This window comes from Mobilicoccus pelagius NBRC 104925 (assembly GCF_000247995.1).
Taxonomy (GTDB): domain Bacteria; phylum Actinomycetota; class Actinomycetes; order Actinomycetales; family Dermatophilaceae; genus Mobilicoccus; species Mobilicoccus pelagius.
The window spans coordinates 26,477-48,219 of record NZ_BAFE01000052.1 but is presented as its reverse complement, the minus strand read 5'-3'; the positions used below and the strand labels follow the sequence as shown (position 1 = coordinate 48,219).

Annotated in this window: 19 protein-coding genes and 1 pseudogene; 7 read left to right on the top strand and 13 right to left on the bottom strand. The window is 71.3% G+C overall.

The features are described from left to right. Positions 1–183 precede the first annotated feature (183 nt). Complete coding sequence (locus tag MOPEL_RS07625) at positions 184–1,698, top strand: aminopeptidase P family protein (protein ID WP_009482301.1); 1,515 nt, start codon at positions 184–186, stop codon at positions 1,696–1,698. Between the two features lie 108 nt (positions 1,699–1,806). Here the strand turns inward: MOPEL_RS07625 and MOPEL_RS07620 are convergent, their stop codons facing one another. From MOPEL_RS07620 to MOPEL_RS07610, 3 genes are all read right to left on the bottom strand, one after another. Next, complete coding sequence (locus MOPEL_RS07620; RefSeq protein WP_009482300.1) at positions 1,807–2,415, bottom strand: YflT domain-containing protein; 609 nt, start codon at positions 2,413–2,415, stop codon at positions 1,807–1,809. 187 nt (positions 2,416–2,602) lie between these two features. After that, positions 2,603–3,799, bottom strand: coding sequence for an acyl-CoA dehydrogenase family protein (locus MOPEL_RS07615; protein ID WP_009482299.1), 1,197 nt, complete (start codon positions 3,797–3,799; stop codon positions 2,603–2,605). Between the two features lie 270 nt (positions 3,800–4,069). Further along, positions 4,070–4,930, bottom strand: a complete 861-nt coding sequence (locus MOPEL_RS07610) for a L,D-transpeptidase family protein (protein WP_245544741.1) — start codon at positions 4,928–4,930, stop codon at positions 4,070–4,072. 410 nt (positions 4,931–5,340) lie between these two features. Between MOPEL_RS07610 and MOPEL_RS07605 the strand changes: the two genes are divergently transcribed. Further along, complete coding sequence (locus MOPEL_RS07605) at positions 5,341–6,909, top strand: peptide MFS transporter (protein ID WP_009482296.1); 1,569 nt, start codon at positions 5,341–5,343, stop codon at positions 6,907–6,909. A gap of 117 nt (positions 6,910–7,026) precedes the next feature. Here the strand turns inward: MOPEL_RS07605 and MOPEL_RS07600 are convergent, their stop codons facing one another. Next, positions 7,027–7,908: an HpcH/HpaI aldolase/citrate lyase family protein gene (locus tag MOPEL_RS07600; RefSeq protein ID WP_009482295.1), complete on the bottom strand. Its 882-nt coding sequence runs from the start codon at positions 7,906–7,908 to the stop codon at positions 7,027–7,029. Continuing rightward, positions 7,908–9,008, bottom strand: a complete 1,101-nt coding sequence (locus tag MOPEL_RS07595; RefSeq protein WP_009482294.1) for an HpcH/HpaI aldolase/citrate lyase family protein — start codon at positions 9,006–9,008, stop codon at positions 7,908–7,910. The genes MOPEL_RS07600 and MOPEL_RS07595 overlap by 1 nt, the downstream gene beginning before the upstream one ends. A 335-nt stretch (positions 9,009–9,343) precedes the next feature. On the opposite strand from MOPEL_RS07595, the gene MOPEL_RS07590 reads away from it, so the two are divergent. The 4 genes from MOPEL_RS07590 to MOPEL_RS07575 all read left to right on the top strand — a co-directional run bounded on the left by MOPEL_RS07590 (position 9,344) and on the right by MOPEL_RS07575 (position 13,133). Beyond that, positions 9,344–10,057 carry a DedA family protein gene (locus MOPEL_RS07590; protein ID WP_009482293.1) on the top strand — a complete coding sequence of 238 codons (714 nt, stop codon included), beginning with the start codon at positions 9,344–9,346 and terminating at the stop codon, positions 10,055–10,057. A gap of 61 nt (positions 10,058–10,118) precedes the next feature. Further along, positions 10,119–11,402 carry a magnesium transporter MgtE N-terminal domain-containing protein gene (locus MOPEL_RS07585; protein ID WP_009482292.1) on the top strand — a complete coding sequence of 428 codons (1,284 nt, stop codon included), beginning with the start codon at positions 10,119–10,121 and terminating at the stop codon, positions 11,400–11,402. Next, entirely contained in the window at positions 11,395–11,943 is a 549-nt protein-coding gene (locus tag MOPEL_RS07580) for a DUF1003 domain-containing protein (RefSeq protein ID WP_009482291.1), read from the top strand. Before MOPEL_RS07585 ends, MOPEL_RS07580 begins: the two co-directional genes overlap by 8 nt. A gap of 56 nt (positions 11,944–11,999) precedes the next feature. Continuing rightward, positions 12,000–13,133, top strand: a complete 1,134-nt coding sequence (locus MOPEL_RS07575) for an Mrp/NBP35 family ATP-binding protein (RefSeq protein ID WP_009482290.1) — start codon at positions 12,000–12,002, stop codon at positions 13,131–13,133. Positions 13,134–13,322: 189 nt separating this feature from the next. On the opposite strand, the gene MOPEL_RS07570 is transcribed toward MOPEL_RS07575, so the two are convergent. Together MOPEL_RS07570 and sigE are read right to left on the bottom strand one after the other, a co-directional pair. After that, entirely contained in the window at positions 13,323–13,700 is a 378-nt protein-coding gene (locus tag MOPEL_RS07570; RefSeq protein ID WP_040633478.1) for a twin-arginine translocase TatA/TatE family subunit, read from the bottom strand. A gap of 104 nt (positions 13,701–13,804) precedes the next feature. After that, the gene (gene sigE / locus MOPEL_RS07565) at positions 13,805–14,485 is read right to left on the bottom strand and encodes an RNA polymerase sigma factor SigE (protein ID WP_009482288.1); all 681 of its coding nucleotides are present in this window, start codon (positions 14,483–14,485) and stop codon (positions 13,805–13,807) included. Between the two features lie 161 nt (positions 14,486–14,646). On the opposite strand from sigE, the gene MOPEL_RS07560 reads away from it, so the two are divergent. After that, positions 14,647–15,282, top strand: a complete 636-nt coding sequence (locus MOPEL_RS07560; RefSeq protein ID WP_009482287.1) for an O-methyltransferase — start codon at positions 14,647–14,649, stop codon at positions 15,280–15,282. 94 nt (positions 15,283–15,376) lie between these two features. Here the strand turns inward: MOPEL_RS07560 and MOPEL_RS16605 are convergent. The 6 genes and pseudogenes from MOPEL_RS16605 to ahpF form a co-directional block, all read right to left on the bottom strand. Next, positions 15,377–15,557: pseudogene (locus tag MOPEL_RS16605) on the bottom strand (DUF3117 domain-containing protein). A 216-nt stretch (positions 15,558–15,773) separates the two neighbouring features. Continuing rightward, positions 15,774–17,114, bottom strand: coding sequence for a putative hexosyltransferase (locus tag MOPEL_RS07550; RefSeq protein ID WP_245544740.1), 1,341 nt, complete (start codon positions 17,112–17,114; stop codon positions 15,774–15,776). A gap of 291 nt (positions 17,115–17,405) precedes the next feature. Further along, positions 17,406–17,870 carry a DivIVA domain-containing protein gene (locus tag MOPEL_RS15910; RefSeq protein ID WP_009482285.1) on the bottom strand — a complete coding sequence of 155 codons (465 nt, stop codon included), beginning with the start codon at positions 17,868–17,870 and terminating at the stop codon, positions 17,406–17,408. Positions 17,871–17,978: 108 nt separating this feature from the next. Then, on the bottom strand, positions 17,979–18,722 hold the full coding sequence (locus MOPEL_RS07540; protein ID WP_009482284.1) for an LOG family protein: 744 nt from the start codon (positions 18,720–18,722) through the stop codon (positions 17,979–17,981). Between the two features lie 249 nt (positions 18,723–18,971). Next, a complete protein-coding gene (locus MOPEL_RS07535) occupies positions 18,972–19,949 on the bottom strand; it encodes a LysR substrate-binding domain-containing protein (RefSeq protein WP_009482283.1) in 978 nt (325 codons plus the stop codon). 64 nt (positions 19,950–20,013) lie between these two features. Next, complete coding sequence (gene ahpF, locus MOPEL_RS07530) at positions 20,014–21,576, bottom strand: alkyl hydroperoxide reductase subunit F (RefSeq protein WP_009482282.1); 1,563 nt, start codon at positions 21,574–21,576, stop codon at positions 20,014–20,016. Between the last annotated feature and the right edge of the window lie 167 nt (positions 21,577–21,743).

The window sequence follows — 21,743 nt, the reverse complement described above, 5'->3', positions numbered from 1 at the left end:
CACCCACTGTGGGCCATCGGCCGGGGGCGGGCAAACACGCTCGACCACAGCCCGGTCCGTCCCAGATCACCCGCCGTGTCACCCGATCGGGGGTCCACCCTCCGGGTCGTCCCCTCTCCGGTGGGGCCAAGTCGCACCTCGCCCCACCGGCGCCGCGGTCATCCCACGTGACACGATGACGGGGTGAGTGAGAAGCAGCCGACCAAGCCCGACCACCGCAGCCGTCCGACGAACGAGGAGTTCCGCGCGTTCATCGCCTCCGGGTGGGCGCCCCGCGGGGACGACCTGCCGCAGGAGGCCGAGGTCGCCCGGTGGACCCCGGCACGTCGCGACGTCGTCTCCCAGGCGTTCCCCGGCGAGCGCCTCGTCGTCCCGGCGGGTGGACTCAAGGTCCGCAGCAACGACTGCGACTACGTGTTCCGCCCCCACACCGCGTTCGCGCACCTCACCGGCCTCGGCGCAGACCGTGAGCCGGACGCCGTGCTCGTCCTCGACCCCCGCGAGGACGGCGGCCACGACCCCGTGCTCTACTTCCGTCCGCTCGCGTCCCGCGACTCCGACGAGTTCTTCGCCGACTCCCGCTACGGGGAGTTCTGGGTCGGGTCCCGCCCCACCCTCGAGTCGATGTCCGCCGAGCTCGGCATCGAGACCCGTCACATCGACCAGCTCGGTGACGCGCTCGCGAAGGACGCCGGGCAGATCGGCCTGCGCGTCATCGCCGACGCCGACGCCGACGTGGCCGCCCTCGTCGAGAGGGTCCGATCCGAGGCGGGCCTCACGACGACGGAGGAGCAGCAGGTCGCCGCCGCAGAGGCGGACGCCGAACTCGCCCGCACGTGTTCGACGATGCGCCTCATCAAGGACGACTGGGAGAAGGACCAGATGCGTCTCGCGTGCGAGGGCACCGCCCGCGCGTTCGACGCCGTCGTCGCCGACCTCCCCGAGGCGAAGAAGCGCGGCCGCGGCGAGCGCTGGGTCGAGGGCGTCTTCGGCCTCCACGCGCGCCACCACGGCAACGGCGTCGGCTACGACTCCATCTGTGCCGCCGGCGACCACGCGAACACCCTCCACTGGATCCGCAACACGGGCGACCTGCGCGACGGCGACCTCCTCCTCCTCGACGCCGGCATCGAAGTCGACTCCCTCTTCACCGCCGACGTCACCCGTACCCTGCCGATCTCCGGCACGTTCACCGACGTCCAGCGCCGCATCTACGACGTCGTGTACGAGGCGCAGCAGGCGGGCATCGCGGCGTGCCGCCCCGGCAACCACTTCAGGGACGTCCACGCGGCCGCGATCCGCGTCATCGCCGAGCACCTCCACTCCTGGGGTCTGCTCCCCGACGGCGTCGACGTCGAGACGACCCTCGACCCGGAGAAGGGCCAGTACCACCGCCGGTGGATGGTGCACGGCACGAGCCACCACCTCGGCATGGACGTCCACGACTGCGCCCAGGCGCTGCGCGAGGACTACATGGACGCCGAGCTCCGCCCCGGCATGGTCCTCACCGTCGAGCCCGGCCTGTACTTCAAGGCCGACGACGTGATCGCCCCCGAGGAGTTCCGCGGCATCGGCGTCCGCATCGAGGACGACATCCTCATCACCGAGGACGGCTGCGAGAACCTCTCCGCGATGATCCCGAGCCGCTCCGACGAGGTCGAGGCCTGGATGGCGAGGATCCTCGGCATCTCGGACTGACCGCCCGGGCCGCTGACGCCCTCGACGACGTCACGGCCTGCGCACGAACGACGGACGGGCCCCGCACGCTGCGGAGCCCGTCCTTCGTCGTTCGTCGGAGGAGACGGCTCAGAGGCGGCCGGTCTCGTCGGTCGTGGGGGTCCGTTCCGGTCCCCCGCTGCGGCCGAGCTCGTCGTCACGGCGCGGACCGGTCGGCTGTTCGTGTGTACCGGCGGCACCGGCGCCACCCGTCGGGCCGCGGAGGATGCGGTCGGCGTCGGCAAACGTGGCCTGCTCGACGAGGATCTCGTAGCGGGTGGCGACGACCTGGCTCACGGAGGTGAAGTCACGCTTGCCCTGCGTGACGGCGTAGCCGATGCCCGCCCACACTGCGAGGAAGAACGCACCGGCGACGACCGACGACGTCACACGGGCCATCGTGTCGGCGCCGCCGCCGAACATCGACATGAGCAGACCCACCATGAGGCCGACCCACATGCCGCTGAGGGCGCCGCTCCCGACGGCCTTGCCCCACGACATCCGCCCCGTGACCCGCTCGACCTGCTTGAGGTCGGTGCCGACGATCATGACGTTCTGCACCGCGAAGCCGTGATCCGAGAGGTAGTCGACCGCGCGCTGGGCGTCCTCGTAGGAGTCGTAGACGGCGAGGCTGCGCGGATTCGTCAGCTGCAGCTTGGCCATCGGCAGGTGGCCGGGCATTCCAGGTTGCGTCCCCATGCCCCCATCCCATCACACGAGATCCCTCGTGCGGTGCCCGGATCCACGGCCGCTGATACCCGCCGCACCCCCGGCGGCCCGTCTTCGTCGGCACGTACGTCGTCGGGCGCCCGGATACGGACGACGGGGGCGGTGTCGTCACCGCCCCCGTCGTCCCGTGCTCGGCCGCCGTGTCGGCGGCGCGGCGTCAGCTGCGGATCTTGTAATCCTTGAGCAGCGCGCGGCCGATGATCATCTTCTGGATCTCGGCGGTGCCCTCACCGATGAGGAGCATCGGGGCCTCGCGGTAGAGCCGCTCGATCTCGTACTCCTTGGAGTAGCCGTAGCCGCCGTGGATACGGAAGGACTGCTCGACGACGTCGGCGCAGTACTCGGCGGCGAGGTACTTCGCCATGCCGGCCTCGACGTCGTTGCGCTTGCCGGAGTCCTTGAGGCGGGCGGCCTTGACCATCATCTGGTGGCAGGCCTCGACCTTGGTGGCCATGTCGGCGAGGCGGAACATGATCGCCTGGTGGTCGGCGATCTTCTTGCCGAATGTCTCACGCTGCTGGGCGTAGTCGATGCCGAGCTCGAACGCGCGGCGGGAGACGCCGCAGGCGCGGGCGGCGACGTTGACGCGGCCGACCTCGACGCCGTCCATCATCTGGTAGAAGCCCTTGCCGGGCTCACCACCGAGGAGTTCGGCGTCGGTGGTCGTGTAGTCCTCGAGGACGAGCTCGGTGGTGTCGACGCCCTTGTAGCCCATCTTCTCGATCTTGCCGGGGACGGTGACGCCGTCGCCGACCTTGCCGAAACCGGGCTCCTTCTCGACGAGGAACGTCGACATGTTCTTGTAGACCGACTCGGCGCCCGTGTCGGTCTTGACGAGGACGGCGACGAGGGTGGAACTGCCACCGTTGGTCAGCCACATCTTCTGCGCGTTGATCGTCCACTCGTCACCGTTCTTGACGGCGCGGGACTTGATGCCGGAGACGTCGGAGCCGCAGCCGGGCTCGGACATCGAGAACGCACCGCGCACCTCGCCGGTGGCCATGCGGGGCAGGTACTTCTGCTTCTGCTCCTCGGTGCCGTGCTGGAGCAGCATGTACGCCACGATGAAGTGGGTGTTGATGATGCCGGAGACGCTCATCCAGCCGCGAGCGATCTCCTCGACGCACAGGGCGTAGGTGAGGAGCGACTCGCCGAGGCCGCCGTACTCCTCGGGGATCATCAGGCCGAAGATCCCCATCTCCTTCATCGCCTCGACGATCTGGGTGGGGTACTCGTCGTCGTGCTCGAGTTCGGTGGCCACCGGGATGATCTGCTCCTCGACGAACTGCCGCACGAGTGAGATCAACTCGGCCTGTTCCTCGGTGAGCCCCTCGGTCTTCTGCAGGCGTGACATGGCTGCCTTTCGGTCGTCGTCGGCCGGATACTGCGGTCCACTATGCCGTTCCGCGTCCCCTCCTGCCCCGGACATCGCTGTGAGCCCGCCCACGCCCGCCCACCCGCCGGCGACTCCGCCCCACCGCACCGGCGACTGCCGCACCTCACCCTGCGGCACCCGACCGATGCGCGCCGCGCCCGAGGATGCGCTCCGGTGGGACACGAGGCGGCCACTCCCCCAGGGGGGTGGCCGCCTCGTGCGGAACACTCGCCGTCGACGAGCGCGCCGTCAGTAGACGAGCACCTTGTCGCCGTTGCGCAGACCGCCGCGGCCCCACAGCATGTCCATCGCGGCCGTGCTCACCCGGGCGCACCCGTGGGAGGCCGGGACGCCGGGGATCCCGCCGTCGTTGACTCCGTGGATCGCGTAGCCCCGGTGGAAGTACTTGGGGCGGTAGAGCTTTCCGAGGGGCGCGGTACGCCAGCCCGCGCCGTACCCGCGGTGGATGCGGTAGGTGCCCTTCGGCGTGGGCGTCTTGGCGGTACCGGTGCTCGTGTTGAGGACCGTCCGCACCCGGCCGCCGTCGACGATGACGACGACCTGACGACGCAGGTCGATCTCGACGGCGCGACCGGACTTCGTGCGGGCCGCGGGCCGCACCCCGCGCTCGACGGCCGCCCGCGTCGCGGGACCGGCGACCCCGTCACGGTCGAGACCGGCGACCTTCTGCACCGCCATGACGGCCTGGGTCGTGCCGTGGCCGTAGTGGCCGTTGGGAGTCCCCACCCAGTAGCCGAGCGAGGACAGCCGCTTCTGCAGCGCGAGGACCTGCGGACCCTTCGACCCCGGGGCGAGGGTGGTGCGCGACGTGCTCCGCCGGGCGACCGCCGTCGTCGACGTCGTCGACGACGTCTTCTTCGTGACGGTCCTCGTCGTGGCGGCCTTTCGGGTCACCGACGCCGTCCTCACGGCCGGCTTCTTGGCGACGGTCTTCTTCGCGACCGGTTTCTTGGCCGTGGCGCGGGTCGGCGTGGGCGTGGTGGCGGCCCGGACCGATGCGGGTGCGGCGGCCGGGGCGGCGACGGCGGGTGCCGCAGGCGCGGCGAGCGCGCCGACGGCGAGGACTACGCCGATGAGACGACGGGACACGGTTCCCCCTCTGGAACGATGACGAGCGGACGGGCCCCCCTCGGGCCGGCCGCGACCTGCCACGCGGATGCCTCCGCGTCCGATCAGGTCTATCGTCCAACCTAGTACACCCGGCTCACGCGCGGCCCGCGGCCCGGGAGCCGACGAGGGGAGGCCGCCCGACGGCCGGCCCGCGGTCGCACGGCGCGGACCGGGTGCCCCTCGACCGCCACGACGCCCCGCCTCCTGCGTGCGCGCGGCGCACGACCCACGTCCCGCCCCGCGCGCGACCCGCTCGTCGCGCGAATCCCGCGATTCCGGACACGAACGTGCCCCCGAGGCGCCTACTGTTGCGCCGAGGCCCACGAGGCCCCCGGCACGGCCGCACCACCCCCGCGGCCCGCCGACGTCGCACGAGAGGACACAACGACGTGACCACCACCGACCAGCCACCGGCCCACGGGCCGAGGTATCACGACCGCTGGCGCCCCGCCACCGTCCGCACCGGCCCGTCGAGCGAGGACGTCGGCCTCTTCGGTCAGCCACGCGGACTCCCCTGGATGCTCCAGGTCGAGATGTGGGAGCGGTTCAGCTGGTTCGGGATGCGCGCCATCCTGCTGTACTTCATCACCGACACGTTCGCCAACGGCGGTCTGGGCCTCGACAAGAACACGGGCCAGGTCATCATGGCGACCTACCAGGCCTCCGTGCTCTTCCTCACGATCCCCGGCGGCATCTTCGCCGACCGCGTCGTGGGTCCCTGGCGTTCCACCCTGTACGGCGGCATGGTCATCCTCTTCGGCCACGTCCTCCTCGCGGTGCCCACGCCGACGACGTCGTGGATCGGCCTGTTCCTCATCGCGTTCGGCACGGGCTTCATCAAGCCGAACCTTTCGACCATCGTCGGCGGTCTGTACGACGAGAAGGACCCCCGCCGTGAGGCCGGGTTCCAGCTTTTCTACATGTCGATCAACGTCGGGTCGCTCATCTCGCCGCTCATCACGTACGGCCTCCAGCAGCGGTTCGGTTACCACGTCGGCTTCATCGCCGCCGCCATCGGCATGGCGTTCGGTCTCGCCGCGTTCGTCTACGGCCGCGGCCGGCTCTCGCAGTTCGCGTTCGACGTGCCGAACCCGCTGCGCCCCGGTGAGGGCAAACGCCTGGCCCTGCTCGCGTTCGGCTTCGTCGTCGCCGTCGTCGTCCTCACCGCTCTCTACACGCCGATCTTCGGTGGTCTCGCCCAGGGCATCGCCTACGTCGTGTTCACGATCGCGACGCTCGCGTCGGCGTTCTACTTCATCACCATGTTCCGCAGTCCCAAGGTGACCCCGCACGAGCGCCGCCACCTGTGGGCGTTCCTGCCGCTGTGGGTCGGCAACATGCTCTTCACGATCATCTTCGAGCAGGCGTCGGGCAAGATGGCGTCCTTCGCCAAGGACAACACCGACGGCCTCATCAGCGGCGGCTTCGGCCTGTCGGCGGGCGCCTACCAGTCGATCAACCCGGCGGCCGTGCTCATCCTCGCCCCGATCCTCGGCTGGATCTTCACGCGTCGTGCCGGCAAGTTCCCGAGCACGGCGATGAAGTTCGCCATCGCCGTCGCGATCATCGGCTTCACCGCCCTCATGATGGGCTGGGGCTACGCGCAGTACCCGGCCGGGTCCGGCAACCTCGCCCCGTGGTGGTTCCTCGGCGTCGTGTTCATCGTCCAGACGGTGGCCGAACTGTTCATGAACCCGGTGGGTCTCGCCGCCACGACGTCGCTCGCGCCCAAGCAGTACGCCTCGCAGACGATGACGCTGTGGCTCCTCGCCGCCGCCACCGGCCAGGGCTGCGCCGCCGTCGTCATCGACCGGACGAAGGACCTCGGTGACGTGGCGTTCTACTACGGACTCGGGTTCGTCACGATCGGCGTCGCCGTCGTGCTCGCCCTGCTCGCGCCGTGGACGCAGGCCCGCATGTCCGACGTGGGCCGGGGCGCCATCCCCACGGCCGACTGATCACGCACGACATCGGGCCCCGCCCCGACGTACAGGACCCCCGGACGCGAGAGGCGTCCGGGGGTCCTGTACGTTCCGCTGCCTGAAGCCGCGGTGGGGGCTCACCCCTGGTCGAGATCAGTCCTGCCCGAGCGCCTCGATCGCGTCGTGCATCGTGAGGGTGCGCTGCGCGGACTCGACGTGGAGATTCTCGATCATCTTGCGGTTGTAGGTGACGACACCGGTGCCCTTGCCCTGCTCCCACGCGTCGAGGATGCCGCGGGCGTCCTCGACGGCCGCGTCGGACGGGCGGAACGCGATGTTCGCGCCCTCGACCTGGCCGGGGTGGATGAGGGTCTTGCCGTCGAAGCCCATCTGGCGGCCCTGCTCGCACTCGGCGAGGAAGCCCTCGACGTTCTTCACGTCGTTGTAGACGCCGTCGAGGATCGCCTTGCCCGCGGCACGAGCACCGAGGAGCGCGAGACCGAGCCCGGCGAGAAGCGGCTGACGGCCGGGCACGTGCTCGGCGTAGAGCTCCTTGACGAGGTCGTTCGTGCCCATGACGAGCACCGACAGGCGCGGGCTCGCCTCGGCGATCTCCTCGCAGTGGAGCATCGCGACGGGCGTCTCGACCATGGCCCACAGCGTCGTGCGCTCGGGCGCACCGGCCTTCTCCATCGCGGCGACGAGCTGACGCACCTCCTCGGCGGAGTTCACCTTGGGTACGGCGATGGCGTCGGGACCGGCGGCGCAGGCCCCGGCCATGTCGTCGTCGTGCCAGGGCGTGCCGATGCCGTTGATGCGGATGACGAGCTCACGACGGCCGTATTCCCCGCTGCTCACCGCGGCGCACGCGGACTCGCGGGCCTCGGGCTTGGCGTCGGGCGCGACGGCGTCCTCGAGGTCGAAAATGATGCCGTCGCACGCGATGGACTTGGCCTTCTCGAGCGCCCGCGCGTTCGAGGACGGCATGTAGAGCACGGACCGGCGCGGCCGGAACGTCGTCCGGGAGTCGGTCATCACTTGCCCTCCGCCTTCGCGATGCCGGCCTTCTTGGCCTCCGCGTACTGCTCACCGAGCTCGGGGTCGGTCTCGGAGAGCGCCTCGGCGAGGTCGACGACGACCTGGCACTGCTTGCAGGAGGCGTCGTCCTCCATCTTGCCGTCGACCATGACGGCACCGGTGCCGTCGCCCATGGCGGTGACGACGTGCCAGGCGTGCTCGACCTCGGCCGGGTCGGGGCTGAAGACGCGGCGGGCGATGTCGATCTGCTTGGGGTGGAGGGTCCACGTGCCGACGCAGCCGAGGAGGAACGCGTTGCGGAACTGGTCCTCGCAGCCGACGACGTCGGTGATGTCGCCGTACGGGCCGTAGTAGGCGTAGATGCCGTGCATCGCGCAGGCGTCGACCTGGCGGGCGATCGTGTAGTGCCACAGGTCCTGCTGGAAGACGGCGCGGTCGCCGTGGATGTCGTACTCGCCCGCGTCGTTCTTCGTGGCGTCGGCGCGGACGAGGTAACCGGGGTGGCCGCCACCGACGCGCGTCGTCTTCATCCGACGGTCGGCGGCGAGGTCGGCCGGACCGAGCGAGATGCCCTGCATACGCGGCGACGCGCCGGCGATCTTCTCGACGTTGGCCATGCCGCGGGCCGTCTCGAGGATCGCGTGGACGAGGACTGGCCGCTGTAGGCCCACCTTGGCCTCGAGCTGCGCGAGGAGACGGTCGACGTAGTGAATGTCCTCGGCGCCCTGCACCTTGGGGATCATGACGACGTCGAGCTTGTCGCCGATCTCGGTGACGAGTGTCGTGATGTCGTCGAGGAACCACGGGCTGTCGAGGGCGTTGAGGCGGCTCCACAGCTGTGTGGGCCCGAAGTCGGTGTTCTTGGCGATCTCGACGAGACCGAGACGCGCCTTCTCCTTGTTCTCGGCCTTGACGGCGTCTTCGAGGTTGCCGAGGAGGACGTCGACAGTGCCGACCATGCCGGGGATCTTCGCCGCCATCTTGGCGTTGCTCGGGTCGAAGAAGTGGATGGCCCGGGAGGGCCGAGCGGGGATCTCCCGCAGGGGGGCCGGGGCCCCCACCGCGAGCGGGGTGAAGAAGTCCTTGGCGCTGCGCATGTGCGTATGTCCTCCCACGTCGTCGTGTTGGGGTGCCCTTCGCCGACGCACCCGGGACGGGGGCCGCGGTGTCGGCGGTGCCGACGCCGGGCGAGGCCCGCGGGGTGGGTGCTCGACCTGTTTTCGAGCCTAACAGCGGGTCCGCGCACGGCTCCCGAGCGAGCTGAGACGCTCATCACGCGGCCACGGCCCACCGTCGTGCGCCGGGGCCGGGAACTCCACCCCCGGCCCGTTCGTCCGCACGGAGGACATACGACGTCGTCTCCACGCTTGCCCCCGGGTCCCCGACCCGACCGCTCACCGGCATCGCCCCCCACCCGTCGAGAGGACCGCCCATGCTCGTGCCCACCCCCGCCGCGGCCCCACCCACGGACGGCGTCGCCGGATGGGTCGTGCAGGTCATGGACGCGGTCGGCGCCCCCGGGGTCGGTCTCCTCGTCGGCGTCGAGAACCTCTTCCCGCCGCTGCCGAGCGAGGTGATCCTCCCCCTCGCCGGGTTCTCCGCGAGCCTCGGCACGCTCTCGCTCGTCGGCGCGATCGTGTGGGCCACCCTCGGCTCCGTCGTGGGCGCCTGGGCCCTCTACGGCCTCGGACACGTCCTCGGCCGCGAACGCATCGTGCGCCTCCTCGAGAAGATGCCGCTCGTCGACGTCGACGACATGCTCCGAGCGGAGGAGTTCTTCGTCCGGCACGGCTCGACCGCGGTCCTCGTCGGCCGGGTCGTCCCCGTCGTCCGTAGCCTCGTCTCGATCCCCGCCGGGCTCGAACGCATGCCGCTGTTGCGGTTCACCGTGCTCACCGGCCTCGGGAGTCTCGTGTGGAACGCCGCGCTGGTCCTCGCCGGGTACGCCCTCGGAGAGCAGTACGGGCTCGTCGCGCACTACCTCGAGTACGTCCAGTACGTCGTCCTCGCGGCCGTCGCCGTCGGCCTCGCCTTCTACGTCCGCACACGCCTCCGCCGGCGCCGCGCCGGGGAGAGGGAGGCGTCGCGGGACGAGGGCGAGTCGCACGGGCGGGACGACACGACCCGCGAGACCGCCCGACGCTGACGCGATCCCGCAGGCCGATCGCCGGAACGGCCCCTGACGTGCCGGGTTGTACGCTGCGGACGTGAGTCAGAACACCCGGGTCTTCCTCGCGCGCCTCGCCGGCCTTGCCGTGTTCGACCCCCTCGGCGATCAGGTCGGCGTCGTCCGCGACGTCGTCGTCACCTTCTCCGCCACCCGCCGCAAACCCCTCGCCGTGGGTCTCGTCGTCGAGGTCGCCGGGCGCCGCCGCGTGTTCGTCCCCCTCACCCGGGTCACGAGCATGGAGGCGGGCCAGGTCATCACGACCGGCCTCGTCAACATGCGCCGGTTCGAGCAGCGACCCACCGAGGTCCGCGTCGTCGCCGAACTCCTCGACCGCACCGTCACCGTCCACGAGCACGACGAGGAGCCGTACGCGGCCACCGTCGAAGACGTCGCCATCGAACGCGTCCGCGCCCGCGAATGGTCGGTGGAGAAGGTCTTCGTCCGCAAGTCCGACCCCCGGGAGAAGACGTCCCGGTTCCGCATCACGCGGCGCCGCGGCGAGACCGCCCTCGTCGACGTCGAGAACGTCATCGGCCTCCGCGAGCAGGAGCCCGACCAGCGGGCCGACCTGTGGCTCGACAGCTTCGACGATCTCAAGGCGGCCGACCTCGCCGAGATGATCCGCGACCTCCCGCGGCAGCGCCGCATCCAGGTCGCCGGTGGCCTCCACGACGAGAAGCTCGCCGACGTCCTCGAAGAGCTGCCCGAAGACGACCAGGTCGAGATCCTCGCCGCCCTCGAGTCGAACCGCGCCGCCGACGTCCTCGAGGAGATGCAGCCGGACGACGCCGCCGACCTCCTCTCCGAGCTCAGCCCCGAGGCGCAGGAGCGGTACCTCGAGCTCATGGAGCCCGACGAGGCCGAGGACATCCGCCGCCTCCTCACCTACGACGAGGACACCGCAGGTGGTCTCATGACGACCGAGCCGGTCATCCTCCCCCCGGAGGCGACGATCGCCGAGGCCCTCGCCTCGGTCCGCCGCACCGAGCTCTCCCCCGCGCTCGCGGCGATGGTCTACGTGTGCCGGTCCCCCATGGAGACCCCGACGGGACGCTTCCTCGGCGCCGTCCACATCCAACGGCTCCTGCGCGAGCCCCCGCATCTCGCCGTCGGCACCATCCTCGACAAGGACGTCGAGCCCCTCGCCCCCGACGCGACCGTCGGCGAGATCACCCGCGAGCTCGCGACGTACAACCTCGTGAGCCTCCCCGTCGCCGACGAAGACGGGCACCTCCTCGGTGCCGTCACCGTCGACGACGTCCTCGACCACCTGCTGCCGCAGGACTGGCGCGAAGACCGACACGAGGTGACCCATGGCTGACCCCCGCACCCGGCTCGACCAGCCGTTCGAGGGCAGGCGTCGACGCATCCGCATCCCCCGCATGGACCCCGAGGCGTTCGGGCGGGGCAGCGAGGCCTTCGCCCGGTTCATGGGCACGCCGCAGTTCCTCATCTACATGACGATCTTCGTCGCCGTGTGGCTCCTGTGGAACACCTACATGCCCATCGATCGGCAGTTCGACCCCCGCGAGCTCAACTACACGCTGCTCACGCTCATCCTGTCGCTCCAGGCGAGCTACGCCGCGCCGCTCATCCTCCTCGCGCAGAACCGCCAGGACGACCGCGACCGCGTCGGCCTCGAACAGGACCGCACCCGCGACGAACGCAACCTCGCCGACACCGAGTACCTCACACGCGAGGTCGCGGCCCTCCGCATCGCCCTCCGCGACGTCGCGACCCGCGACTTCGTCCGCTCCGAGCTGCGCGAACTGCTGGACGAGATGGAGGAACGCCGCGCCGAGGAGGCCGACGAGGCGGACGACCCCGAGAAACGCCCCCGCAAGAAGAAGAACCGGGGCTAGGCCGCCCGGGGCGGCCGGTGTGAGGAGCACACCCGCTCGCCCATAGAGTGGGCCCCATGTCTGCACCCACCCAGGAGGTCCTCCTCCAGGCTCTCGCCGGGGTCGAGGACCCCGAGATCCACCGTCCCATCACCGAGCTCGGCATGGTGGAGAAGGTCGCCGTCGACGACGCCGGTCGCGTCGCCGTGACGATCCTCCTCACGGTCGCCGCCTGCCCGCTCAAGGACACCCTCTCCCGCGACACCGAGAAGGCGCTGCGGGCCGTCGACGGCGTCACCGACGTCGAGGTCACGCTCGGCGTGATGAACGACGAGCAGCGCGCCGCGCTCAAGGAACACCTGCGCGGCGGCCAGGCCGAGCGGGAGATCCCGTTCGCCAAGCCGAACTCCCTCACCCGCGTGTACGCCGTCGCCTCCGGCAAGGGCGGCGTCGGCAAGTCGTCGGTGACGACGAACCTCGCCGTCGCGCTCGCCGACCAGGGGCTGCGCGTCGGGGTCGTCGACGCCGACATCTACGGCTTCTCGATCCCCCGCATGATCGGGGTCGAGTACCCGCCGACGCAGGTCGACGACATGATCATGCCGCCCGAGGCCAAGGGCGTGAAGGTCATCTCCGTCGGCATGTTCGTGCCCGGCAACTCCCCGGTCGTGTGGCGCGGCCCGATGCTGCACCGCGCGCTCAACCAGTTCCTCGCCGACGTCTTCTGGGGTGACCTCGACGTCCTCCTGCTCGACCTCCCGCCCGGCACGGGTGACGTCGCGATCTCCGTCGCGCAGCTCCTGCCCGGCGCGGAGATCCTCGTCGTCACGACGCCTCAGCAGGCCGCCGCCGAGGTTGCCGAGCGCGCCGGGTCCATCTCGACGCAGACGCATCAGCGCATCGTCGGTGTCATCGAGAACATGTCGTGGCTCGAGCTCCCCGGCGGCACGCGTCAGGAGATCTTCGGCTCCGGCGGTGGTCAGGCCGTGGCGGATTCGCTGTCGCGCATCGTCGGCACCGACATCCCGCTCCTCGGCCAGATCCCGCTCGACGTCACCATGCGCGAGGGCTCGGACAACGGTGACCCCGTCGTCCTCTCCAACCCGGACGGCCCGGCGGGCGTCGCTCTCCGCGGCATCGCCAAGGGCCTCGCGACCCGCTCCCGCGGTCTCGCCGGCCGCAAGCTCGGACTCACACCGCAGAACCGCTGAGACCGCGACGGTACGCTCCCGACGACACGACACCCCCGACACGGATCTCCGTGTCGGGGGTGCTCTGCGTCGTGGGGGTCCGTACGGATCGGGCCACCGCAGGCGGCGTCGGCGGGCCCGTCCCGTCTCCCGTCGGCGGCGCCTGCACCTCGTGGGCGTGCCGCGCGTGACCGACGGGCCAGGAACACGTCAGGTCGCGTCGGTGTCGAACGGGACGGGTTTGGCCGGGTCGAAAACGGCCGGCGGGCGGTAGCGCGGTTCCTCCTCGACACCGGGGTCGTCGCCCGGAGAGGACGGACCCGCCGGATCGTCGAACGGCTCGGTGAGCGCCTCACGGACGATGCGGCGAGGGTCGTACTGGCGCGGGTCGTAGGCCTTCCAGTCGATGTCGTCGAACTCCGGGCCCATCTGTTCGCGCAGCTGGCCCCGGGCGCCGTCGGCCATGCGCCGCGCCTCTCGGATCCAGTGCCTCGCCTTGGCGAGCACCTCCGGCAGCCGCTCGGGGCCGATGAGGAGGAACGCCAGCACGAGGATGACCACGGCCTCCGGTCCACCCACGTACGTCACCCCTCGTCTGTGCCGACGCCCTCCGGAACGAGGGCACAGCCATTAAACATCGACGCCGCGGCCATGGCCGCATCGCATCGCCCGACGGACGGGCCGATCGGGATTCAGCCGCCGTGGCCGGCCGCCGCCGACTCGGGCAGACGCGTCGCCCGCGACCGTGCCGACGTGGGCGCCCGATGGGCGAGCTCGCGACGCAGGATCGCGCGACCACGGTGGATGCGGGACCGCACGGTGCCGAGCTTGACGCCGAGCGCCTCCGCGGTCTCCTCGTACGTGAGCCCCTCGATGTCGCACAGCACGACCGCCGCCCGGAACTCCGGTGAGAGGGAGTCGAGGGCGCGCTGCACGTCGTCGTCGAAGTGGCTGTCGTCGTACCGCTGCTCCGGCCCGCGGGCCGGGCTCGGCAGGCGACCGGCGGCGTCGTCGGCGAGCGCGTCGAAGCGGATGCGCTGCTTGCGCCGCATCCGGTCGAGGAAGAGATTGGTCGTGATGCGGTGCAGCCAGCCCTCGAACGTGCCCGGGCGGTAGGTGCCGAGGGAGCGAAACACCCGGATGAACACGTCGTGGGTGAGGTCCTCGGCGTCGTGCTGGTTGCCCGTGAGGCGGTACGCGAGCCGGTACACGCGGGCGGAGTGCTCCCGCACCACCTCGTCCCACGACGGCGGCGTCCACTCGGCCCCCGCGACGTCCCCGTCGACGCTCGCCGCGCCGGGCGCGGCCGTGACCTCGCGCCCACCCCCCGCGATGGGGTCGGTGGGTCGGGCGACACGCGATGAGGCGACCACGTCGGTCCTTCGGCTGGGCATCGGCCCCGGCAGGGGCATCCTGACCTCCCCATCGTCCCGAGTCAACCTGGGGAATCGCTGGACATCGCATACGAGAGTGCCGGGATCGGGGCGTTCCTCCCCGACCGGTGACGCCGCGCCCCGCCGACTAGGCTGCCCCCATGAGCGTGCAGAAGCCGGCGAGCTGGATCTACACCGAGGAGTTCCTGGCCGAACCCCCCGCCCTCGAGGCGGCCCGCCGCCGCGGCGAGGAGTTGGGCGCCACCCCCGTCCTCCCCGGTACCGGCGCGGCGCTGCGCCTCCTCGCGGCGTCGGTCCAGGCGCACACCGTCGTCGAGATCGGCACGGGCGCCGGGGTGTCGGCGCTGTGGCTCCTCGACGGCATGCCCGAGGACGGCGTGCTCACGACGATCGACATCGAGGCGCAGCACCACCGCGCGGCCCGGCAGTCCTTCTCCACCGCGGGGATCGCACCCCAACGCACCCGCATCATCACCGGGCAGGCGCTCGATGTGCTCCCCCGCCTCGCCGACGGCGCGTACGACATGGTCGTGGTCGACGGCGATGCCCGCGAATACCCGGCCTACGTCGAACAGGCGCTCCGCGTCGTCCGCGTCGGCGGTGTCGTCGCCCTCGACGACATGCTGTGGCACGACCGCGTCGCCGACCCGGCCGCGCGGGACGAGACGACGACGATGCTCCGCACGCTCGGCAAGCAGCTTCGTGACGACGAACGTCTCCAGACGTCCCTGCTCCCCGTCGGTGACGGCCTCCTCGTCGCCGTCCGCAAGTCCTGACGCTCCTGCGCGACGACCCCGCATACACGAAGGAGCCCCCGGTGACGGATGTCGTCGGGGGCTCCTTCGTGTATGCGTCGAGGCACGCGGGTGATCAGCGGGAGGGGACGGCCTCGCACCCGTCGATCGCGGCACCGAGGTCGGCGGCCTCGTCGGGGGGTCATCTCGACGACGAGGCGGCCACCGCCCTCGATGGGCATGCGCAGCACGATGCCACGGCCTTCCTTCGTCACCTCGAGCGGACCGTCACCAGTACGCGGCTTCATCGCGGCCATGGGTAACCCTCTTCCTTCTGAACCGGAGCGCGGATGTGAGGGAGATCGCACACGACCTCGGGCCCCACTCCCCCCAGTATCTCTCAGCGGGGCGGTCAGCGCGAAATCACCTGGCCGAGACGACGGCACGGAATCGGCGCCCGATGCGCCCGTGCGCCCCGCCGGCCTCGGCCCACGACGGGCGTGTGGCCGGGCCGCAGCGGTGGCCGCGACCCGTCACGGCGGGGTGTCGGCGGGTGGGGTGAAGTGCCAGATGACGTCGACCCACCAGTACTGGAGGACGAGGTTGAGGACGACCCCGGCCGCGAGGACCCACCACAGTCGACGGTCGTGGACGTCGGCGACGGTGCTGCCGCCCGGGCCCTCCGGCGCGTCGACGCCGGGGATGGGGCGCGGCGGCCTCCACCCGGCGCCGAGGAGGACGACGGCGAGGGGGAACTGCATGATCATGTACCGGAAGATGCTCGTCGACGGATCGAGCGAGGCGAACAGGTAGAGCGAGTAGCCGAAGCTCCATGCCCGCAGCTCGGGGCCGAGCGCGCGGGCCCACGGGCCGAGGACGAGACCGAACGTCACGACGACGAGCAGCGCGAGGGCGAGCGCGGCGACGACGGGGCCACCGCCGACCGTGGCGCCGATCATCCAGCGGAAGAGGTTCCACCACGGCTGGAAGGGCTGGATCTCGGGGACGGCACGCCACGCGGCCATCGTGTCGGTGTAGGCCGTGGGGACCCCGGTGCCGAGCCACGCGAGCGCCGGCCACATGAGACCGGACAGGCCGCAGCACACGAGGGCGGTGAACATCCGCACCCACTCCCCGACCGAGACGGGGCACTTCGCACGGTTGCGCCATCGGAAGAACACGCACACCACGCCGACGAACCCGAGGGGCAGGGCGATGGGTCGAGCGATCCCCGTGAGGAGCGCGACCGCACCGGCCGCGAGCCAGCGTTGCCGCGCGAGGAAGTAGAGGACGCCGCAGAGGAGAAACGTCGCGATCGACTCGGTGTAAGCGACCTGGAGGACGGGGGTCGCCATGAACGTCGCCCACAGGGTGACGCCCGCGACGGCGATGCGGGGCCCCACCCGGTCACGCAGAAGGATCGCGATGAGCACCGCGGCCGCGGCACCGACGAGGAGGGACAGCGTCGACCCGACGACGGCGAACCCGCCGCCGGTGAGCTGCATGAGGAACTTCGTGAGATAGGGGAAGAGCGGGTAGAACGCCCACGGGTTCTGCCAGAGTCGACCGCTGTCGGGGTCCTGCGGCATGACGGCGGGATAGCCGTCCTCGACGATCTGGCGGTACCAGAACGCGTCCCACAGCACCGTCATGCGGAAGTAGCCGTGCTCCTCCGACGTGATCCACGTGACGTCCTGCTGCCACGTGCCGACGATCGTGAGGACGATCGCCGAGAAGAGCCGGGCGAGGAAGTAGATGGCGAGGACGCCGACGACGAACGCCTTGGGCCGCGCGTACCAGTGGTGGAGCGCCCCGCGGAGTCTGCCGACGGGTCGTGCGTCGTCCCCCGTCCCCGGGCGCCGTCCCTCGCTCACCCCGTCGGGCTCGTGAGCGGCAGGGCGAGCGACGACATCCGCCATCAGCGCGGGATTCCTTCCATCCGGAGGCTTCTCGGTGGCCACGGCGCGCACGGGGTCGCAGCGTCGGCCGGTGTGGGCCCCCTGCTCCCCGAGGGCGCCGGACCGGGGCGACACGCGCCACGTTCCGACGAATCGCGCCCACTGTACCCCGGCCGCGTCGACCACCCGTCAGGCCGAACCGCAGCACGAGGAGCGCCCGTCCCGGGGGCCACACGGCGAGGACGACCGCGGGCTCGCCGACGGCGGTCAGACCTCGCGGGGCCTCGGGGCGTCCCCCTCGCCGGTGCCGGGCGCACGACCGAGGTCGCCGTGGTCCTCATGCGCATGTCGGCGCACGACCGGGAACAAGGCGACCGTCGCGCCAGCCCCCTCCTCCACGGAGTCCTCCCGGTGGTCGGTCGTGCCCACGAAGGGCCCGGCGTACCCCCCGACCGGGACGGGGGCCGCCAGGTCGTCCTCGAGTTCGGCGAGGCGGGCCTGGAGCCGGTCGATCACGGCGTCGACCTGATCCATGCGGTAGCCACGGAATGCCGTGTCGAACCGCACGAGGGACAGGTCGTCGGACCGCACCTCCCCCGGCGGCAGCGGGACCCCACCGGCGGTGGCGACGGGTTCGGAGGCGAAGACCGACACGCGGCCGGCCGCGCCGAACGCAAGCGCGGCCGCGAGTCCGACGACGAGGAGCGCGGCGGAGGCGATGAGGACGATCACCCGTCGATGGTGACATGTCGGCCGCGCTCCGGGGAGCGGCGCTGCGCGCGGTGGCGCATCGCAGGTGGATGCGCCGCGGGAAGGGCACTCTCCCACCGGCGTCCGGCATCACTCCGGTCGGCGGGCGTGCCGCTCGTCGTCGGCGGTACGGATGATGCGGACGGCCTCGGCCGGGTCGTCGGTGACGTGGATGAGGTCGACGTCCGCGGCGCCGATGGTGCCCGCGGGGACGGCGACGTCACGGAGCCAGTCGAGCAGGCCCTGCCAGTACTCCGTGCCGATGAGGACGACGGGGAAGGAGGTCACCTTCTTCGTCTGGACGAGCGTGAGCGCCTCGAAGAGCTCGTCGAACGTGCCGAATCCGCCGGGGAGGACGATGAACCCCTCGGCGTGCTTGACGAACATCGTCTTGCGGATGAAGAAGTACCGGAAGTTGACGCCGATGTGGACGTAGGGGTTGAGGCCCTGCTCGAAGGGCAGCTCGATGCCGAGGCCGATGGAGGTGCCACCCTTTCGGTCGGCCCCCTTGTTGACGGCCTCCATCGTGCCCGGCCCGCCGCCGGTGATGACGGCGTACCCCGCCTCGACGAGACGCTCGCCGACCTCCTCGCCGAGGGCGTACATCGGATGGCGGGGAGCGAGTCGTGCCGAGCCGAAGACGCTCACGGCAGGACCGAGCTCCGCGAGCGCTCCGAATCCCTCGACGAACTCGGCCTGGATGCGGAGGACCCGCCAGGGGTCGGTGTGCAGCCAGTCGTTGGGGCCCGTGTTGTCGAGGAGTCGCTGGTCGGTGGTCGTCGAGGGGACATGCGCACCCCGCAGGGTGACCGGGCCGCGGTGGTAAGCGTTCATCGTTCGAGCGTAGAGGAGGAGCGGCCCGCCCCGACAACGTCCTGGAATGCGGGGGATCAGCCGTCGTCGATCGTTCATCGTCGGCTCCCTCCCGGGACGCCGGTCATTCGTCGACGCCACGACGCCACGACGCCGCGACGCCGACGCGAGGATGCGGGACTGCGGGCTGCGGGATCACGGGCCGCGCGCAGCCGCGTCCGGCCCGTCGAGACACGTGGGCCCCTCGGGGTGCGCGGGTCGCGCGGGTGGTCAGCCCTCGACGGGTGTGGCGACGGCGGGGTCGACGGGCGACAGGGCCCGGAGCCCGTCACCGGCGGCGGTGCCGACGAGGCCGCGGAGGATCGCGGCGAGTTCGGTCATGAGTCCGGCGTGGACGCCGCCGCGACGCCACACGAGGGCGATGTCGCGGTACGGGGCGGGATCGGCGAACCGGCGCAGGACGAGGCCGTCGGAGGCGGGCACCGGTGGGGAGACCGACAGGTGCGGCAGGAGCGTGATGCCGACGCCGCCCGCGACCATGTGGCGCAGGGTCTCGAGGCTCGTCGCCCGGAACCCGTCGCGCTCTGCGGCCCCGGCGAGGGAGCACACCTCGAGCGCCTGGTCGCGCATGCAGTGCCCGTCGGCGAGGAGGAGGACGTCCTGGCCTTGGAGGGCATCCGTCGTCACGGGTGGGGCGGACTCCTCGTCCGCGCCCGTCCCGCCCGCGAGGTCGTGGCCTGCGGGGACGGCGAGGACGAACTCCTCCCGGAAGAGGGGCGCGTGGTCGAACGTCTCGTCGACGGGCATCGCGAGGACGGCGGCGTCGAGCGTCCCGGCCTGGAGCATCCCGACGAGGTCGGGGCTCTTCTCCTCGACGAGGAGGAGCCGCAGGTCGGGCAGTTGCGCCTTGACGAGCGGCAACGCGTGCGGCAGGAGATACGGGCCGAGCGTCGGGAACACCCCGAGCCGCAACGTGCCCGACCGAGGGTCGGCGGCGTAGCGGGCGATCGTCCGGATCTCGTCGGCCCCGGCGAGGACGGAGCGGGCCCTGGCCAGGACGGACTCCCCTGCGAGGGTGAAGATGACCCCCCGGGAGCCCCGCTCGATGAGCGGGGCCCCGAGCTCGGACTCGAGCTTCTTGATCTGCGTCGAGAGCGTCGGCTGGCTCACGTAGCAGGCCGCGGCGGCCCGGCCGAAGTGGCGGTGTTCGGAGAGCGCGACGAGGTACTCGAGGTCACGGAGGTTCATCGCGCCCTCTCCTCTCCGCCGGTCCCCGGCCGAGGCCGCGGGGTGGTCGTCGTCACGGAACGCCTCACGCAGGGGCGCTCGTGCGGATGAGGTGGTCGAACGCCGAGAGGGCGGCGGTGGAGCCGGCACCCATCGCGACGACGATCTGCTTGAAGGGGACGGTCGTCGCGTCGCCGGCACCGAAGACGCCGGGGACGTTCGTGCGGCCCTTGTCGTCGACGACGATCTCGCCACGCTCGGACAGCTCCACGGTGTCCTTCAACCACTCGGTGTTGGGCAGCAGACCGATCTGGACGAAGACGCCCTGGAGCTCGAGGGTGTGGCTCTCGCCGGAGGCCCGGTCCTCGTAGGTGAGGCCCGTGACCTGCGAGCCGTCGCCGAGGACCTCCGTCGTGCGCGCACCGAGGATCACGTCGACGTTGTCGAGGCTGCGGAGCTTGCGCTGGAGGACGGCGTCGGCGCGCATCTCGTCGAGGAACTCGACGAGGGTGACGTGGCCGACGAGACCGGCGAGGTCGATCGCGGCCTCGACGCCGGAGTTGCCGCCGCCGATGACGGCGACGCGCTTGCCCTTGAAGAGGGGACCGTCGCAGTGGGGGCAGAACGTGACGCCCTTGTTGCGGTACTCGTCCTCGCCGGGGACGCCCATCGTGCGCCAGCGTGCGCCGGTGGCGAGGACGACGTTGCGGGCGGAGAGCTCACCGCCGTTCTCGAACTCGACACGGTGCAGGCCGTCGTCGCCCGCCGGGTGGAGCGCGGTGGCGTGCTGCCCCTTGAGGACGTCGGCCTCGTAACCGCCGAGGTGTTCCTCGAGGGCGGCCGCGAGCTTGGGGCCCTCGGTGTAGGGGACGGAGATGAGGTTCTCGATCGCCATCGTGTCGAGCACCTGCCCGCCGAAGCGCTCGGCGACGAGGCCGGTGCGGATGCCCTTGCGGGCCGCGTAGATCGCGGCCGAGGCGCCGGCGGGGCCGCCGCCGACGACGAGGACGTCGAAGGGCTCCATGCCGCTCATGCGCTCGGCGTCGCGGGAGGAGGCGCCGGTGTCGATCCTGCCGACGATCTCCCGGGCGTCCATACGGCCCTGGCCGAACAGCTCGCCGTCGAGGTAGATCGTGGGGACGGCGAGGACGTTCTTCTCGGTGACCTCGTCCTGGAAGAGCGAGCCCTCGACCGCGGTGTGCGTGATGTTCGGGTTGAGCGCGGCCATCGTGTTGAGCGCCTGCACCACGGTCGGGCAATTCTGGCAGCTCAGCGACATGTACGTGACGAAGTGGTGGGGTTCGTCGATGCCGCGGATCGCCTCGAGCACCTCGATGTCATCCTTGGGCGCGTGCCCACCGACGTGGAGGAGCGCGAGGACGAGCGAGGTGAACTCGTGGCCGAGCGGCAGCCCGGCGAACTCGACGCGGGCGGTGTCGCCGACGCGGGCGATGCCGAACGACGGGGTGCGGTCGGCGGTGCCGTCTGTGCGCACGCTCACCTTGTCGGACTGCGCGGCGATGTCCTCGAGCATCTCCGTCATCTCGCGGCTCTTGGGGCCGTCGTCGACGGTGGCGACGAGTTCGATGGGCTCGCGCACCATCTCGAGGTAGGTCTTCAACTGGGTCTTGAGGTCGGCGTCGAGCATGGGCCGTCCTTTCCTCATGGACGAGGGGCCGTCTGCGCGAGCGAAGGCAGGCGCGGGCCCGGGGGTGGCGGATGAGTCCTCGTGGACGTCGAGGGGGCCGGCGCTCTCCTCGACGTTCGCGACGCCCCATCCGGGGCGGGACCTCGCCCTCGGCCCGGTGCGTCTCA

Excerpts from the sequence above, each read along its gene's own strand:
- MOPEL_RS07620 (WP_009482300.1), bottom strand. The coding sequence starts at position 2,415 with ATGGGGACGCAACCTGGAATGCCCGGCCACCTGCCGATGGCCAAGCTG.
- MOPEL_RS07615 (WP_009482299.1), bottom strand. The coding sequence starts at position 3,799 with ATGTCACGCCTGCAGAAGACCGAGGGGCTCACCGAGGAACAGGCCGAG.
- MOPEL_RS07600 (WP_009482295.1), bottom strand. The coding sequence starts at position 7,908 with ATGACCGACTCCCGGACGACGTTCCGGCCGCGCCGGTCCGTGCTCTAC.
- MOPEL_RS07595 (WP_009482294.1), bottom strand. The coding sequence starts at position 9,008 with ATGCGCAGCGCCAAGGACTTCTTCACCCCGCTCGCGGTGGGGGCCCCG.
- MOPEL_RS07590 (WP_009482293.1), top strand. The coding sequence starts at position 9,344 with ATGCTCGTGCCCACCCCCGCCGCGGCCCCACCCACGGACGGCGTCGCC.
- MOPEL_RS07580 (WP_009482291.1), top strand. The coding sequence starts at position 11,395 with ATGGCTGACCCCCGCACCCGGCTCGACCAGCCGTTCGAGGGCAGGCGT.
- MOPEL_RS07575 (WP_009482290.1), top strand. The coding sequence starts at position 12,000 with ATGTCTGCACCCACCCAGGAGGTCCTCCTCCAGGCTCTCGCCGGGGTC.
- MOPEL_RS07560 (WP_009482287.1), top strand. The coding sequence starts at position 14,647 with ATGAGCGTGCAGAAGCCGGCGAGCTGGATCTACACCGAGGAGTTCCTG.
- MOPEL_RS07540 (WP_009482284.1), bottom strand. The coding sequence starts at position 18,722 with ATGAACGCTTACCACCGCGGCCCGGTCACCCTGCGGGGTGCGCATGTC.
- MOPEL_RS07535 (WP_009482283.1), bottom strand. The coding sequence starts at position 19,949 with ATGAACCTCCGTGACCTCGAGTACCTCGTCGCGCTCTCCGAACACCGC.
- ahpF (WP_009482282.1), bottom strand. The coding sequence starts at position 21,576 with ATGCTCGACGCCGACCTCAAGACCCAGTTGAAGACCTACCTCGAGATG.